General features: G+C 65.5%; 17 protein-coding genes and 1 riboswitch. Of the genes, 10 read left to right on the forward strand and 7 right to left on the reverse strand.

What is annotated here, in order from left to right; translation table 11 throughout:
• Window positions 1-65: 65 nt before the first annotated feature.
• The gene (locus tag ACQ3DC_RS07235; RefSeq protein WP_157238764.1) at window positions 66-728 is read right to left on the reverse strand and encodes a class I SAM-dependent methyltransferase; all 663 of its coding nucleotides are present in this window, start codon (window positions 726-728) and stop codon (window positions 66-68) included.
• Window positions 729-758: 30 nt separating this feature from the next.
• Window positions 759-1,619, reverse strand: coding sequence for a formyltetrahydrofolate deformylase (purU, locus tag ACQ3DC_RS07240; RefSeq protein WP_321215700.1), 861 nt, complete (start codon window positions 1,617-1,619; stop codon window positions 759-761).
• 43 nt (window positions 1,620-1,662) lie between these two features.
• Window positions 1,663-1,748: riboswitch (ZMP/ZTP riboswitch) on the forward strand.
• Window positions 1,749-1,898: 150 nt separating this feature from the next.
• Between purU and glyA the strand changes: the two genes are divergently transcribed.
• From glyA to ACQ3DC_RS07290, 10 genes are all read left to right on the forward strand, one after another.
• On the forward strand, window positions 1,899-3,194 hold the full coding sequence (gene glyA / locus ACQ3DC_RS07245; RefSeq protein ID WP_321215701.1) for a serine hydroxymethyltransferase: 1,296 nt from the start codon (window positions 1,899-1,901) through the stop codon (window positions 3,192-3,194).
• 3 nt (window positions 3,195-3,197) lie between these two features.
• Entirely contained in the window at window positions 3,198-4,118 is a 921-nt protein-coding gene (locus ACQ3DC_RS07250; protein ID WP_430751926.1) for a bifunctional methylenetetrahydrofolate dehydrogenase/methenyltetrahydrofolate cyclohydrolase, read from the forward strand.
• Window positions 4,119-4,254: 136 nt separating this feature from the next.
• Window positions 4,255-5,256 carry an ABC transporter ATP-binding protein gene (locus ACQ3DC_RS07255; protein ID WP_430751927.1) on the forward strand — a complete coding sequence of 334 codons (1,002 nt, stop codon included), beginning with the start codon at window positions 4,255-4,257 and terminating at the stop codon, window positions 5,254-5,256.
• Entirely contained in the window at window positions 5,249-6,094 is an 846-nt protein-coding gene (locus ACQ3DC_RS07260; protein ID WP_430751928.1) for an ABC transporter permease, read from the forward strand. Before ACQ3DC_RS07255 ends, ACQ3DC_RS07260 begins: the two co-directional genes overlap by 8 nt.
• Window positions 6,091-6,924 (forward strand): ABC transporter permease, encoded by an 834-nt coding sequence (locus ACQ3DC_RS07265; RefSeq protein ID WP_430751929.1) that lies wholly within the window; start codon window positions 6,091-6,093, stop codon window positions 6,922-6,924. The genes ACQ3DC_RS07260 and ACQ3DC_RS07265 overlap by 4 nt, the downstream gene beginning before the upstream one ends.
• A gap of 139 nt (window positions 6,925-7,063) precedes the next feature.
• The gene (locus tag ACQ3DC_RS07270) at window positions 7,064-7,624 is read left to right on the forward strand and encodes a hypothetical protein (RefSeq protein WP_157238761.1); all 561 of its coding nucleotides are present in this window, start codon (window positions 7,064-7,066) and stop codon (window positions 7,622-7,624) included.
• A gap of 10 nt (window positions 7,625-7,634) precedes the next feature.
• Complete coding sequence (locus ACQ3DC_RS07275) at window positions 7,635-8,468, forward strand: exodeoxyribonuclease III (RefSeq protein ID WP_421091973.1); 834 nt, start codon at window positions 7,635-7,637, stop codon at window positions 8,466-8,468.
• Between the two features lie 21 nt (window positions 8,469-8,489).
• Entirely contained in the window at window positions 8,490-9,533 is a 1,044-nt protein-coding gene (trpS, locus tag ACQ3DC_RS07280) for a tryptophan--tRNA ligase (RefSeq protein WP_157238760.1), read from the forward strand.
• A 4-nt stretch (window positions 9,534-9,537) separates the two neighbouring features.
• Window positions 9,538-10,200 carry a 2'-5' RNA ligase family protein gene (locus tag ACQ3DC_RS07285; RefSeq protein ID WP_421091972.1) on the forward strand — a complete coding sequence of 221 codons (663 nt, stop codon included), beginning with the start codon at window positions 9,538-9,540 and terminating at the stop codon, window positions 10,198-10,200.
• 97 nt (window positions 10,201-10,297) lie between these two features.
• Window positions 10,298-11,347, forward strand: coding sequence for a YihY/virulence factor BrkB family protein (locus ACQ3DC_RS07290; protein WP_421092017.1), 1,050 nt, complete (start codon window positions 10,298-10,300; stop codon window positions 11,345-11,347).
• Here ACQ3DC_RS07290 and ACQ3DC_RS07295 read toward each other — a convergent pair.
• The 5 genes from ACQ3DC_RS07295 to sdhC form a co-directional block, all read right to left on the reverse strand.
• Window positions 11,304-12,074 carry an alpha/beta hydrolase family protein gene (locus ACQ3DC_RS07295; protein ID WP_430751930.1) on the reverse strand — a complete coding sequence of 257 codons (771 nt, stop codon included), beginning with the start codon at window positions 12,072-12,074 and terminating at the stop codon, window positions 11,304-11,306. The genes ACQ3DC_RS07290 and ACQ3DC_RS07295 overlap by 44 nt on opposite strands.
• Window positions 12,075-12,169: 95 nt before the next feature.
• On the reverse strand, window positions 12,170-12,952 hold the full coding sequence (locus tag ACQ3DC_RS07300) for a succinate dehydrogenase iron-sulfur subunit (protein WP_104997174.1): 783 nt from the start codon (window positions 12,950-12,952) through the stop codon (window positions 12,170-12,172).
• A gap of 2 nt (window positions 12,953-12,954) precedes the next feature.
• Window positions 12,955-14,754: a succinate dehydrogenase flavoprotein subunit gene (gene sdhA / locus ACQ3DC_RS07305; protein WP_430751931.1), complete on the reverse strand. Its 1,800-nt coding sequence runs from the start codon at window positions 14,752-14,754 to the stop codon at window positions 12,955-12,957.
• 108 nt (window positions 14,755-14,862) lie between these two features.
• Window positions 14,863-15,324, reverse strand: coding sequence for a succinate dehydrogenase hydrophobic membrane anchor subunit (locus tag ACQ3DC_RS07310; protein ID WP_157238757.1), 462 nt, complete (start codon window positions 15,322-15,324; stop codon window positions 14,863-14,865).
• A 3-nt stretch (window positions 15,325-15,327) separates the two neighbouring features.
• Entirely contained in the window at window positions 15,328-15,708 is a 381-nt protein-coding gene (gene sdhC / locus ACQ3DC_RS07315; RefSeq protein ID WP_104997177.1) for a succinate dehydrogenase, cytochrome b556 subunit, read from the reverse strand.
• Between the last annotated feature and the right edge of the window lie 127 nt (window positions 15,709-15,835).

A 15,835-nucleotide genomic window follows, 5' to 3' on the forward strand; every position in this document is an offset into this window, starting at 1 on the left:
GGTAGCGCCAAGTGTCGTTTTGAAACCTCAAAACGACACTTGGCGCTACCTGGTTGGGTTCGGGGTTACCTGCGGTGAGGGGTGCGCAGGACCAGGAACTGGTAGTGCTGCGTCCAGTGCCCGGCGCCGGGGCCGGACTCGGCGCCTGTTCCCTCCGGCCACGTGACAAAGTCCTCGACCCTGCCGTGGCGGCCAAAGACTTCCCGGACCGTGGCGTCGCTGCGGCGGCTGAAAAAGCGGGGCTCGCCGTCGTCGTCCTCCGGATTCAGCACCTCTTCATCCTCACCGGACCAGAGGCCGACGGCGATCGGGGCGCCGGGCGCGGCGACCCGCACCAGCTCGGCCAGGACGGCATCGATCTCGCTGGCGGGAATGTGCAGCAGCGTGCTCATGGTCCACAGGGCAGGGAAGGCGCCGCTGGGGAACGGCAGGGCCCGGACGCTGGCCACCGAGACGTCAAGGCCCCGCGCCCTGGCCCGGCGGACCTGCCCTTCGGCGAGGTCCACGCCCGTGTAGTGGATGCCGGCCTCAACGAACTTCAGGCCGTCGAGCCCGGTCCCGGTCCCCACTTCCAGGACGGAATGCCGCCCTTCGGACTTCAGCAGGGCAATAAAGCGGTCGCGTTGCTCCACACGGCTATGCGACGGCGGGTAGTCAGCCCCGGAGGCGGCACGGCGGTTGTAGAAGTCGGCGAGGCGCCGCTCGGCATCCGTAGTGGCCGGATCCATCCCGCCTCCCCGCCTTCCTTAAGACGGCCGTCAGTTAAAGACGACGGTCCGGTTGCCGTCCAGGAGCACGCGGTGCTCTGCGTGCCACTGCACCGCCTGGACCAGGGTGCGGCCTTCCACGTCCCTGCCCATCTGCACGAACTGTTCCGGCGTCCGCGCGTGGTCCACCCGGATGACTTCCTGCTCGATGATGGGACCCTCGTCCAGCGCCGCTGTCACGTAGTGGGCGGTGGCGCCGATGAGCTTCACACCGCGGGCATGCGCCTGGTGGTAGGGCTTGGCACCCTTGAAGGACGGCAGGAAGGAGTGGTGGATGTTGATGGCCTTGCCGGTCAGCTCCGTGCAGAGCTCATCGGAGAGGATCTGCATGTAACGGGCCAGGACGGTCAGCTCGATGTCGTGCTCGGCCATGATGGCGCGGAGTTTGTCCTCCGCCTGGGCCTTGGTGTCCGGGGTGACCGGGATGTAGTGGAACGGGATGCCGTAGAACTCAGCGAGCCCGGCAAGGTCCTGGTGGTTGGAAACGATGGCGGGGATCTCGATGGGCAGCGTCCCGGAGCGCTGCTGGAACAGGAGGTCGTTGAGGCAGTGGGCAGAGGTACTGGCCATGACCAGGGTGCGCACTTTCTGGCCCACGGTGTTGAGGCTCCACTGCATCCCGAACGCCTCGGCCACCGGCTCAAGGGCAGCGCGCAGCTCGGACTTGGCCGCCGCCGTCGTCACCTCTACCCGCATGAAGAAGTTGCCCGTGGCAGGGCTGCCGTACTGCTGCGAATCCGTAATATTGCAGCCCGCCACCAGCAGGGCGCCGGCCACCGCGTGGACAATTCCGGGACGGTCCGGGCAGGACAGGGTAACTACGTAGGCTTGGTTCAGCTGCTCTTCACTCACGCGTACAAGCCTACCCGCGCTGCGGCGCCCGGGTTTGGTACCCTGAGAGGGTCGCAACTGGCGTTGGGTGGCTAACCACCAGGGAGCGGCAATCACGAAGACCACGGATCGTACGCCTGGGCCGAGGGTCATGTCTTGCCGGATTTGGGGCTGCACCTGCGTCAGTACTGCAGCACCATGCCCGCAGCTTCCAGCGCGCTGTCATCAGTGCGGTGTGAAGGTGCGCCAGCCGGTAGCCTGACCTTAGCAGTGCCCGTACGCCTAGCCAGGAGTTCTTTCGTGACTACAGCCACCTCCACTACCGCCGTCAGCAACCAGCCGCTGGCCGAGCTCGACCCCGAAATCGCAGCAGTCCTTGACCAGGAGCTCGGCCGCCAGCGCGGCACCCTGGAAATGATCGCCTCCGAGAACTTCGCCCCCCGCGCCGTCATGGAAGCCCAGGGCTCCGTCCTCACGAACAAGTATGCAGAGGGCTACCCGGGCCGCCGCTACTACGGCGGCTGCGAATACGTGGACATTGCCGAGCAGCTGGCCATCGACAGGGTCAAGGCCCTGTTCGGCGCCGAGTACGCAAACGTCCAGCCGCACTCAGGCGCCCAGGCCAACGCCGCGGCCCTGTCCGCCATGATCACACCCGGCGACAAGATCCTGGGCCTGTCCCTGGCGCACGGCGGCCACCTGACCCACGGCATGAAGCTGAACTTCTCCGGCAAGCTGTACAAAGTTGCTGCCTACCAGGTTGAGGAAGACAACTTCCGCATCGACATGGACAAGCTCCGCGAACAGGCCATCGCCGAGAAGCCGCAGGTCATCATCGCCGGCTGGTCCGCCTACCCGCGCCACCTGGACTTCGCTGCCTTCCGCTCCATCGCCGACGAGGTCGGGGCCCTTCTCTGGACCGACATGGCCCACTTCGCCGGCCTGGTTGCCGCCGGACTGCACCCGAGCCCGGTTCCGCACTCCGACGTCGTCACCTCCACAGTGCACAAGACCCTCGCCGGGCCGCGCTCCGGCGTGATCCTGGCCAAGCAGGAGTGGGCCAAGAAGCTCAACTCCAGCGTCTTCCCGGGCCAGCAGGGCGGCCCGCTGATGCACGTGATCGCAGCCAAGGCCGTGGCCTTCAAGATCGCCGGCACCGAGGAATTCAAGGAGCGCCAGGAGCGCGTCCTGGAAGGCGCCAGGATCATCGCCGACCGCCTCAACCAGGCGGACGTCGCCGACGCCGGCGTCTCCGTCCTGACCGGCGGCACTGACGTGCACCTGGTCCTTGTCGACCTCCGCAACTCCCAGCTGGACGGACAGCAGGCCGAAGACCTCCTGCACTCGGTGGGCATCACCGTGAACCGCAACGCCGTTCCGTTCGACCCCCGCCCCCCGATGGTCACCTCCGGCCTGCGCATCGGCACCCCGGCACTGGCCACCCGCGGCTTCGGCGCCGCCGAGTTCACCGAGGTTGCCGAGATCATCGCCACCGCCCTGAAGGCCGGCACCGGTGCCGACGTCGAGTCCCTGCAGGCGCGCGTGGACAAGCTGGCCGCCGACTTCCCGCTGTACCCGCAGCACGAGCAGTGGTGACCCATGACTGAAACCACCCAGACCGCAAAGGTCCTTGACGGCAAGCTTGCCGCCGCCGCCATCAAGGCCGAGCTGGCCGAACGCGTGGCCGCACTCAAGGCCAAGGGCGTAACGCCCGGCATCGCAACCGTCCTCGTGGGAGCGGATCCGGCCTCGCAGCTGTACGTGTCCATGAAGCACAAACAGTCCGCGGAAATAGGGATGAACTCGATCCAGCGCGAGCTGCCGGCCGATGCCACCCAGGAGCAGGTCGAGGCCCTCATTGACGAACTCAATGCGGACCCCGCCTGCCACGGATACATCGTCCAGCTGCCGCTGCCCAAGCACCTGGACACCGATGCGATCCTGGAGCGCATCGACCCCGCCAAGGATGCCGACGGCCTGCACCCCACCAACCTTGGCAAGCTGGTGCTCAACGTCAACGGGGAGATCATCTCGCCGCTGCCGTGCACGCCCCGCGGCGTGATCGAGCTCCTGGAGCGCAACGGCTACAGCCTCAAAGGCAAGCATGTTGTGGTGGTGGGCCGCGGCGTCACCATCGGCCGCTCGATCGGGCTGCTCCTCACCCGGCGCGCCGTCAATGCCACGGTGACGCTGACGCACACGGGAACCGAGAACCTCCCGGAACTGCTGCGGCAGGCGGACGTCATTGTGGGCGCGGCCGGTGCCAAGCACATCGTCAAGGCCTCCGACGTGAAGCCCGGCGCGGCCGTGCTGGACGTGGGCGTCACCCGGGAAACCGATCCCGAGACCGGCAAGAGCCGGGTTTACGGCGATATCGACCCCGCCGTGGCTGAGGTGGCCGGCTGGATTTCACCGAACCCCGGAGGCGTCGGTCCCATGACCGTGGCGCTGCTGATGACGAACGTGGTGGAAGCCGCGGAACGCCAGGTGGCACAGAAGAGCGGCCCGGGAAGCGCCTAGCACCAGGCCAAAACAGCAAGGCACGACGGCGGCACGGCACCTTTCACACGAAAGCGGCCGTGCCGCCGTCGGACTTTTAAGCGCAGAAGTGGCAGTCCCCTTCCACCTGCGCCGCAGCTCCACTAGTCTGCGGAGGGTGCACAACAAAGCCGCCGTGCCGCCGGGCGCAGCAGTCGGCCCTGCCCAGCCTGCCGCCGGGCCGCGAAGCGAAGACCACCGTACGGTCATTACGGCAGGGAACCTGACCAAGACCTACGGCGACGTGGCCGCCGTGGACGGAATCTCCTTCAGCGTCGCGGCGGGGGAGTCCTTTGGCCTGCTGGGCCCGAACGGTGCCGGCAAATCCACCACCATGAAAATGATCGGCGGCGTCACCCGGCGCACCTCCGGAAACCTCCGCATCCTGGGCCTCGACCCGGACTCGCACGGGCCCGAAGTGCGGGCGCACCTGGGCGTGGTGCCGCAGCAGGACAACCTGGATGAGGAGCTCCGGGTCCGGGACAACCTCCTGGTCTACGGGCGCTACTTCGGCCTGCCCATGAGCTACCTGAAGCCGAAGGCCGACGAACTGCTGGAATTCGCGCAGCTGACGGACAAGGCGAAATCCAAAGTGGACGCGCTGTCCGGCGGCATGAAGCGGCGGCTGACCATCGCGCGTTCGTTGATCAACGAACCCCGGATCCTTTTGCTGGACGAGCCCACCACCGGCCTGGATCCGCAGGCCCGGCACATCCTCTGGGACCGCCTGTTCCGGCTCAAGGAACAGGGCGTCACCCTTATCCTGACAACCCACTACATGGACGAGGCCGAGCAGCTTTGCGACCGGCTGATCGTGGTGGACAAGGGCAGGATCATGGCTGAGGGATCGCCCGCGCAGCTGATCCGCGAGCACTCCACCCGCGAGGTGGTTGAGCTGCGGTTCGGATCCGAGCGGAACGCCACGATCGCCTCGGAGCTGCAGGGCATCGGGGAGCGGCTGGAGGTCCTCCCGGACCGGGTGCTGATTTACGCGCACGACGGCGAGTCCACCCTTGAGCAGGTGGCGTCCCGCGGCCTGCGGCCGCTGACATCGCTGGTGCGGAGGTCCTCGCTGGAGGACGTGTTCCTGCGGTTGACGGGCAGAAGCCTTGTTGACTGACGGCACGGCAAGGGAGGCGTTGCGGGCCCACAGCCCGGACATTGCGGCTGCCAGGGCGCGGCGGTGGGGCGCGTTCTATTACGCAGAGCAGGTGCTGCGGGTGATGAAGGGCTACGGCTGGTCCATCATCATGTACAGCGTGGGCCACCCGGTGGCGTACCTGTTTGCCATGGGCGTGGGCCTGGCCACCCTTGTAGACGCGCAGGGCGCGGAGGCCTTCGGGGGAGTGGGCTACGTGACCTTTGTGGCCCCGGCGCTGCTGGTGTCCGCGTCCGTGATGACGGCCACCAACGAGTTCACGTTCCCCGTGATGGACGGGTTCAAATGGCGCCGCACCTACTACGGGCCGCACGCCTCGCCGCTGACTCCCCAGCAGATTGCGGCGGGCCACATCATGGCGGTGACCCTGCGCCTCCTGCTGCAGTCCGCCGTCTACTTCGCCGCTGTTGTCCTCTTCGGTGCCGCGCCCGGCGGCTGGGGCTGGGCCACCATCCTGGTGGCAACGCTCGCGGGCCTTTCCTTTGGCCTGCCGCTGATGGCGTACTCGGCCTCCATCACCGAGGACAAGGGCCAGTTTGCGCTGGTGATGCGGTTTGTCGTGATGCCGCTCTTCCTGTTCTCCGGGACCTTCTTTCCGCTGGACAGCCTTCCCCTGGCGGTGCGCTGGGTGGGCTGGATCTCGCCCATCTGGCATGGCACCGAACTGGGACGGGTGTTCAGCTACGGGTACCAGCAGCCGCCGCTGCTCACCGTCCTCCACGCGGTGGTGCTCGTGGCCCTGGCGGTGCTGGGCTGGTTCCTGACCCGGCGGCAGTTCGCGGCAAGGATGGGCAGGTGAGCGCCGGGCTGCCAGTGAAAAGCGCGCCGGACCAGGCCCGCAGCAGGACGTTCGGGCCGCTGTATTCGCGCAACGCCAGGGCCATCATTTCGCGCGGCCTGCTGGCCACCCGGAGCACAAACTGGCTGGTGATGCTCTCCGGGTTCTTCGAGCCGGTCCTGTTCCTCATCTCCATGGGGGTGGGGCTCGGCGCAATCGTGGGCTCCGTCCAGGGCCCAGGCGGCGGGGAGATCAGCTACGCCGCATACATTGCCCCGGCCCTGCTGGCAGTCTCGGCGATGAACGGCGCGGTCTACGACTCCACCTGGAACGTGTTCTTCAAAATGAACTTCGCGAAGCTGTACCAGGGCATGCTGTACACCTCGCTGGGGCCGCTGGACGTTGCCCTCGGGGAGATCTTCCTGGCGCTCCTGCGCGGCCTGCTCTACGCCATGGGTTTCACGGCGGTGATGGGGGTCATGGGATTGATCACCACACCCTGGGCGCTCCTGATGGTGCCTGCCTCCGTGCTGATCGCCTTCGGCTTCGCGAGCATCGGGATGGGGATCACCAGTTTCCTGAAGACCTTCCAGCAGATGGACTGGGTCAACTTCGTGATGCTGCCCATGTTCCTGTTCAGCGCCACCTTCTACCCGCTGAGCGTCTACCCGCAGCCCATCCAGTGGCTCATCCAGGCCATGCCGCTCTGGCACGGGGTCGAACTGCTGCGCCAGATCAGCGTGGGCGCCTTCACCGCTGCCACCCCCGTCCACATCGGCTACTACCTGGTGATGACCGCCGTCGGCATGCTGCTCACCACGGTCCGCCTGCGCCAGCTCTTCCTGAAGTAGCCCCCCAACTAGGTAGCGCTAAGTGTCGTTTTGGGGGTTCAAAACGACACTTGGCGCTACCTAGTTGGGAGGGAGGGGCGCTGTTCGCCGGAGGTGGAAGGCGGCAGGAGCACACCCGGGGGTTTGAGAGAATGGGTGCATGCAATCTCTGGGCAGCTCCAAGTCATCCTCCAAACCCGCCAGGGGCGGATTCTCCATGTTCCGCATCAGCGGCCCGGGACTGATGGTCCTGGTCACCGCGTTCGTTGTGGCCGTGATCTTCGCCGCCAACCAGAACGACGTCGTGGGCTGGGTTGTTGCGGTCATCGCAGCCTTCTGGCTCGCGCTGGCCTGCTTTGTGGTGTTCAGCATCCAGAAGGCGGCAAAGAGGGCCGGCGCCAAGCTCAGCGAAGCCCAGAACGCGTTCACGTCCGCTGCAGGGCGCGGCCCCTACGCCGCAGCAGACCAGGGTGGGACCCGGGTTGTTGCCGAGCGCAGCCAGGCTGAGGAGGTCCGCGACCTCAAGCTGGACCACTCATTCAAGATTGTCCAGGTCCAGGTCCGCGTGGTGGAGGAGGAGCGCGCCAAGGGTGCCGCCGCCAACCAGGACACCATCCACCGGGCACTCGAAACAATCGAGATCACGGCAACCAACGCCAGGGACATGATCAAGTCCTCGGGCGGCAGTGGAGAGCCGGTCACCGGAACCATCATCGACTAGAGTGGAGCGGGTGAGCTCGGCATTGAACAAGGACCACCTTCGCATCGCATCCGTCAACGTCAACGGCCTCCGGGCTGCCTTCAAGAACGGCATGGCGGCATGGCTGGAGCCGCGCGGGGTGGACATCCTCTGCCTGCAGGAAGTCCGCGCCCCTGACGCCATCGTGCGCCAGCTGCTGGGCGAAGGCTGGCACATCCTGCACGCCGAGGCTGAGGCCAAGGGCCGGGCCGGCGTCGCTATCGCATCGCGTGAGGAGCCGCTGGAAACCCGCAACGGCATCGGTGACGACTACTTCGCCACCGCCGGGCGCTGGGTTGAGGCCGACTTCCGCTTACGGGATGCGGCGGGAGAACCCGTGCAGCTCACCGTGGCCAGTGCCTACGTCCACTCCGGCGAGGTGGGCACGGCGAAGCAGGATGACAAATTCAGGTTCCTGGAGGTCATGAGCACCAGGCTCCCGGAACTGACCAAGCACAGCGACCACGCCCTGGTGGTGGGTGACCTTAACGTGGCCCACACGCCGCTGGACATCCGCAACTCAAAAGCCAACGTCAAGAGGGCGGGCCACCTGCCGGAAGAACGCGCGTACTTTGACAGGTTCTTCGGCGAGGAAATCGGCTGGCATGACGTGCACCGCACCCTGGCTGGATCGGTTGACGGGCCATACACCTGGTGGTCGCAGCGCGGCAAGGCCTTTGACAATGACACCGGCTGGCGCATCGACTACCACCTGGCCACCCCGGCGCTGGCCGCCTCCGCGATCTCAGCGGTGGTGGACCGTGCGGCGTCGTGGGATACCCGCTTCTCCGACCATGCCCCGCTGGTAGTGGATTACCAGCTCTAAGCCCCGAAGGTTTCCTCCCACATGACTACCCCAACTTCGCCAGCCGCAAAGAAGCGCATCCTCTCCGGTGCCAAGCCCACGGCAGACTCCCTGCACCTGGGCAACTACATCGGCGCCGTCCGCAACTGGGTGGACATGCAGGCTGAGTACGACGCCGTCTTCTTCATCCCGGACCTGCACGCCATCACCGTGGACTTCGATCCGGCCGAGCTGGCCAAGCGCACCCGGATCGTTGCCGCGCAGTACATCGCAGCGGGCATCGATCCGGACAAGAGCATCTTTTTCGTCCAGTCCCACGTGCCCGAACATGCGCAGCTGGCCTGGGCATTGAACTGCATCACCGGTTTCGGCGAAGCCTCGCGCATGACCCAGTTCAAGGACAAGACCCAGAAGTCCGGCGCCGACGCCGCCACCCTGGGGCTGTTTGCCTATCCCACCCTCATGGCTGCGGACATCCTGCTGTACCAGACGGACCTGGTGCCGGTAGGCGAGGACCAGCGGCAGCACCTGGAGCTCACCCGGAACCTGGCGCAGCGCTTCAATACCCGCTTTGGTCCCACCTTCACCGTTCCCGAGGCGACCATCGTCAAGGAAAGCGCCAAGATCTACGACCTGCAGAACCCCAGCGCCAAGATGTCCAAGACCGGGGAATCACCTAACGGGATCATCCAGCTCCTGGAGGACCCGAAGATCGCGGCCAAGCGCATCAAGTCGGCAGTGACGGATGCCGGAACTGAAATCCGGTTTGACCCGGAGGAGAAACCCGGCGTCTCCAACCTGCTCACTATTTACTCTTCCTTGACCGGAAAAACGGTGGCCGAGCTCGAAGCCGAGTACCAGGGCAAGATGTACGGCCATCTTAAAGTGGACCTTGCGGAGGTAATGGTGGACTTCATCACGCCCCTGCGGAACCGCACCAACGAGCTGATGGCGGATCCGGCCGAGCTGGACCGGCTGCTCGCACACGGGGCAGAGCGCGCCCGGGAAATTGCCTCAGTGACCCTCGCCCAGGTGTACGAGCGCATGGGTTTCCTTCCGTCCCTCAGCCTCGCCGGAGTCCACTAGCGCTATGTCCTCCAGCAAAGTCACCGCTAGGGAAGGCACCCGTTCCCCCCGCCGGACGGCGGGGACAGCAGCCAACCCCCACGGAGACCCAGCAGATCGTCGCGTTGCGCCGCATGGCCGCCCATCCCGGACGGAGGACATCAGCGTCGGCGTCATCCTTGGCTTTCCGGCCGACATCGCGGCGGAGCTGCAGCGTTGGCGGGCGTCCTTCGGTGATCCCCTCGCGGACGTGGTTCCGGCCCACATCACCCTGGTGACCACTACCCCTACGAAGGATTGGGAGGCCACCCGCGAGCACGTGCGGGACGTCGCCCGCCGGCAGCGGCCCTTCACCGTCACCATCGCGGGAACGGGAACTTTCCGTCCGGTCTCGCCGGTGGTGTTCATCAACGTTGAGGACGGCTTCGAAGACTGCGTCGACCTGCACGAAAAGCTCCAGCAGGGTCCCCTGCACCGCGAGTTGCCGTTTGCCTACCACCCGCACGTCACCATCGCCCATGATGTGGCCCCGGAAAGCCTCGACGAAGCCGAAACGGTGCTGCGGAACTACAGAGCCACCTTCCCCGTGGTTAGCATGGGACTTTACGAGCACGATGCCAACGGCATCTGGCAGCTACGGGAAGAGCTGGACTTTGGGACCCAAACTGACAACGACGGCGGCGCCTGACTCACGGACCCCGTTGCGGCACCAGGCGAGGCAGCCCGAACGGCAGCCCCTTCCCACAGACCACGACCACCTGAAGCTCGCGGTCATCCAGAAGCAGATGGCGTGGAACAAGGCACGGAGGGCCGGCAACGGGCCCCTGGCAGGCCTGATGGCCATGGTCCAGTGGCTTCTGGCCCGCCTTAACGCCCTTCGTCCCATGCGTGCCTTCCGGCACTACACACTTCAGCACGGCCCGCTGATGAGCGCCGGCATCGGCTTCAACATGTTCTTCTCCATCACCGGCCTCCTCACCACCGGCTTCTCCATTGCCGGCCTGGTCCTGCGCGGACAGCCGGCACTCCTGGACACGATCATCAGCAGCGTCGCCCAAAGCGCGCCGGGACTCTTGAAGCTAAACGGGGGCAATGGCCTGGTTGCCCCCCAGGACCTGCTGAACCCGGACGGTCTCGGCTGGACGGCGCTGATCGGTGCCGTGGTCACGGTCATCACGTCCCTGGGCTGGATCGCCGGCCTTCGGGACGGGCTGCGCGGCGTGCTGGAGCTGCCACCGCTGCTGGTCAACCCCATACTCATGAAACTCCGGGATGCAGGCACGTTGCTGCTACTGGGCGTGGCCCTGGTGATCAGCGCCGGAGCTTCCCTGGTGTTTGGAACCGCCGCCGGCTGGGTTTCCGACTTCCTGCGGCTCGATGATGCTGTTGCCGGTCCGCTGACCACGTCGATCAAGATCGCTGTCCCGCTGGTCCTGAACTGGGCTACCGCGCTCATCATGTTCCGGCTCGCGGGGAGCCTGAAGCTGGAGCGCCGGGCCCTGCTGGAAGGCACCATCCTGGCGGCACTGGGCACCACCACATTGCAGATCTTCAGCACCGAACTGCTGGCCGGGGCAGGGCGCAATCCCATCCTGGCGCCGTTCGCGATCATCATCGGCCTGCTGATCTGGTTCAACCTGGTGAGCCAGGTCTACCTGGTCTCAGCCGGCTGGGCCGCGATTCGGGAGGCGGACCTGCACGGCACCTCCGCCGGCCATGACAAGGGCACGTGGGGTGCCCGCCAGGTGCAGCCAGGGAAGGTGCCCGTGCATCCTGATGCGGGCTTCCCGGCTACTGCCCGGCGTCGAGGTACTGGTCGGCCCAGGCAGCAATGATGCGCGCGGCCCTGGCTGCCTGGCCTTTGCCGGTCAGCAGGTGGTCGCTGCCTTCGAGCGACACGAAGTTCCTTGGATGCCGGGCCGTCTGGAAGATGGTGCTGGCATTTTCGATTCCCACGGTGTTGTCCGTGGGGGAGTGGAGCACCATCAGCGGCTTGTGAAGCTGTTTGATGCAGTCCGTCAGGTCGGCATTCTCCAGGTCTTCCACGAAGTGCTTGCGGATCTCCACCCGCTTTCCGCCGAGGTCCACTTCGGCGCTGCCTTCACTCAGGATCTTGTCCAAAGCCGCGTCGAAGACATGTGCCACGTGCTTCGGTGAAAACGGCGCACCCACGGTAGCGACGGCGTCGAGCTCTGGAATTTCCCGGGCCGCCGCCAGGACCGCGGCGCCGCCGAAGGAATGGCCCACCAACAGGGAAATCGGCCTCCCTTCGCTGCGCATGAATTCCGCGGCCTTCACAGTGTCCGCCACCTTGTGGCTGAAGGAGCCGGCGGACCATTCTCCCGCGGAGCCGCCCAGGCCAAGGTTGTCGAACCGGAGCATGCCAACCCCGCTGTCCGCCAGTGCCTTGCACATCCGGGCCGCGGAGGGGCTGTCCTTTCCCAGCGTGAAACCGTGGGAGAACACTCCCCAGCCCTTGACGGGCCCCTCCGGAACGTCGATGATTCCCGAGAGCATCTCGCCGGTTGAGCCTTCAAAGCTTACTTTTTCGGAGCGGGACACCGCGTCCCCTTTCTGCTGTGCGTCTAAACCTGTAAACAACGACGGCGCCCTCCCCCCTAAGTGGGGGACGGCGCCGTCGTCAGCTAAATCCTTTGTCAGATCTTGCGGGAGAGAATGGCCTGCTTGACCTCGGCGATTGCCTGGGTCACCTGGATGCCGCGGGGGCATGCCTCCGAGCAGTTGAAGGTGGTGCGGCAGCGCCACACGCCTTCCTTGTCGTTGAGGATCTCCAGGCGCATGTCGCCGGCGTCATCGCGGGAATCGAAGATGAAGCGGTGTGCGTTGACGATCGCGGCGGGGCCGAAGTACTGCCCGTCGGTCCAGAACACGGGGCAGGAGGACGTGCACGCGGCGCAGAGGATGCACTTGGTGGTGTCGTCAAAGCGCTCACGGTCCTCGGCGGACTGCAGGCGTTCCCGGGTGGGTTCGTGGCCCTTGTTGATGAGGAACGGCATGACCTCGCGGTAGGACTGGAAGAACGGTTCCATGTCCACGATGAGGTCCTTTTCCACCGGCAGGCCCTTGATGGGCTCCACCGTGATGGGCTTGGACGTGTCCAGGTCCTTGAGGAGCGTCTTGCAGGCCAGGCGGTTGCGGCCGTTGATGCGCATGGCATCGGAGCCGCACACACCGTGGGCGCAGGAGCGGCGGAAGGACAGCGTGCCGTCCGTTTCCCACTTGACCTTGTGCAGGGCGTCCAGGACACGGTCCGTGCCGTACATGGTCAGGTGGAAATCGTCCCACGTGGCTTCCTCGGAAACCTCCGGGTTGTACCGGCGGACGCGCAGGTGCACATCGAACGTGGGGATCTCGCCGCCACCGCCGACGCCGGCAGGCAGTTCAATCTTTGAGGCTGGCTCAGCGATTTCAGCGGTCATCTTTAGTACTTCCTCACCATCGGCTCGTAGCGGGTAAAGACGACCGGCTTGGTGGCCAGGCGGATGCCGGCAATTGACTCAGCCGATCCGTCCGCCGGCGCGTGGTCATCCTTGTACGCCATGGAGTGCTTCATGAATTTCTCGTCGTCACGCTCGGGGAAGTCCTCGCGGAAGTGTCCGCCGCGGGATTCCTCACGGTGGAGGGCGGCCACGGTCATGACCTTGGCCAGTTCCAGCAGGAAGCCGAGCTCAACGGCCTCAAGCAGGTCCAGGTTGAAGCGCTTGCCCTTGTCCTGGACGTTGATGCGCCTGTACCGCTCCTCGAAGGAAGCGATGTCGCGGAGGACCTGGTTCAGCGTCTCCGCCGTGCGGAACACCTGCATGTTGGCGTCCATGGTGTCCTGGAGTTCCTTGCGGATCACAGCCACCTTCTCGTCACCGCTGCCGTTGCGGGCTATGTCCAGCAGTTCGGTGGTGTACGCCAGCGGGTTCTCGGGCAGTTCCACGAAGTCAGCCGTCTTGGCGTATTCTGCCGCGGCGATGCCGGCACGCTTGCCGAACACGTTGATGTCCAGCAGCGAGTTGGTGCCAAGGCGGTTGGAGCCGTGAACGGACACGCACGCAACTTCGCCGGCTGCGTACAGGCCCGGGACCACGGTGTCGTTGTCCTGCAGGACCTCGGTGGTGATGTTGGTGGGGATGCCGCCCATGGCGTAGTGCGCGGTGGGGAACACGGGGACGGGCTCCGTGTACGGCTCCACACCCAGATAGGTGCGGGCGAACTCGGTGATGTCCGGGAGCTTGGCATCGATGTGCGCGGGCTCGAGGTGCGTCAGGTCCAGGAGGACGTAGTCCTTGTTCGGGCCGCAGCCCCGGCCCTCGCGGACCTCGTTGGCCATGGAGCGTGCCACGATGTCGCGGGGCGCCAGGTCCTTGATGGTGGGGGCGTAACGCTCCATGAAGCGCTCACCCTCGGAGTTGCGCAGGATGGCACCCTCACCGCGGGCAGCCTCGGAAAGGAGGATGCCCAGGCCGGCCAGGCCGGTCGGGTGGAACTGGAAGAACTCCATGTCCTCCAGGGGGATGCCGCGGCGGAAGGCGATGCCCATGCCGTCGCCGGTCAGGGTATGCGCGTTGGAGGTGGTCTTGAAGACCTTGCCTGCGCCGCCGGAGGCGAACACCACGGACTTGGCCTGGAAGACGTGCAGTTCGCCCGAAGCGAGGTCGTAGGAGACGACGCCGGCAACGCGCTTCTGCTTGTAGAGCGTACCGTCCGCGCGGACAGCATCCTCTTCGACCGTCAGCAGGTCCAGGACGTAGTACTCGTTGTAGAACTCAACGTTGTGCTTGACGCAGTTCTGGTAGAGGGTCTGCAGGATCATGTGGCCGGTGCGGTCCGCGGCGTAGCAGGCGCGGCGGACAGGGGCCTTGCCGTGGTCGCGGGTGTGCCCGCCGAACCGGCGCTGGTCAATCCGGCCTTCTGGCGTGCGGTTGAACGGCAGGCCCATCTTTTCGAGGTCAAGCACGGCGTCGATGGCTTCCTTCGCCATGACCTCAGCGGCGTCCTGGTCAACCAGGTAGTCGCCGCCCTTAATGGTGTCGAACGTGTGCCATTCCCAGTTGTCTTCTTCGACGTTGGCAAGGGCCGCACACATGCCACCCTGCGCCGCACCGGTGTGCGAGCGGGTGGGGTAGAGCTTGGTCAGTACTGCTGTGCGCGCGCGCTGACCTGATTCGATCGCGGCGCGCATGCCAGCGCCACCGGCACCGACGATGACGACGTCGTACTTATGGACCTGCATACCAGATGCTCTTTCTCTCAAAATTCGCTATAAAACAACGGGCCGGCGTGGCCTGCGCCGCAAAACAGGGCCCGCGGTTGTACCCGCGGGCCCGGGGTGGTGCCGGTGCTAGGCAGGGCAGAATCCGCCAGGCAGGGGCACGCCGTCGACGACGGGGCAAGGGTCGAAGGTGAAGATCACCAGGGTGCCCAGGACGATGATGACGACGGTGGCCGAGTAGAGGACCGTCTTCAGCCAGCGGCGGGTTGAGTCCTTTTCGGCGTAGTCGTTAATGATGGTGCGGACGCCGTTGGTTCCGTGCAGCATGGCCAGCCACAGCATGGCGAGGTCCCAGAACTGCCAGAACGGGTCGGCCCACTTGCCGGCCACAAAACCGAAGTCGATGGCGTGGATGCCCTCGCCCACCAGGAGGTTCACAAAGAGGTGCCCGAAGATCAGGACCACAAGGACCACGCCGGAGAGCCGCATGAAGAGCCATGCGAGCATCTCGAAGTTGCCCTTGCTCCCGCCGTGACGGCGGTACTGCGGGGCGATCCGCCCGCTGCGCGGACTTTCGATGGTTGCACTCATGGCTTAGTGACCTCCGAGGGCGAGGGACAGGTGGCGGATGGAGAAGGCGACCATGGTGACAAGCCAGAGTGCAAGGACTGCCCACAGCATCTGCCGCTGGTACTTGGCGCCCTTCTTCCAGAAGTCAACCGCGATGATCCGCAGGCCGTTGAAGGCGTGGAAGACAATGGCGGCAACAAGGCCCGTCTCACCCAGGGCCATGAGGGGGTTCTTGTAGGCACCGATCACGGTGGTGTAGGCCTCTGGAGACACGCGCACCAAGGAGGTGTCCAAAACGTGGACCAACAAGAAGAAAAAGATCACTACACCGGTAATGCGGTGTCCTACCCAAGACCACATGCCTTCACGGCCGCGGTACAAGGTGCCAGCTGGTTTTGTCGGCACTGATAAACCTCCCTGCAACACAGCGGCGCTGGCATGAGATCCACGCGGGGGGAACGCCTGCTGCGAGAGCACTCGTAGCTCAGGCCTAAATCTAGGCTTCGCTGACAGCTTATTCAATTTAGGAGTT

Source organism: Paenarthrobacter sp. NEAU-H11 (genome assembly GCF_050573415.1).
GTDB lineage: Bacteria > Actinomycetota > Actinomycetes > Actinomycetales > Micrococcaceae > Arthrobacter.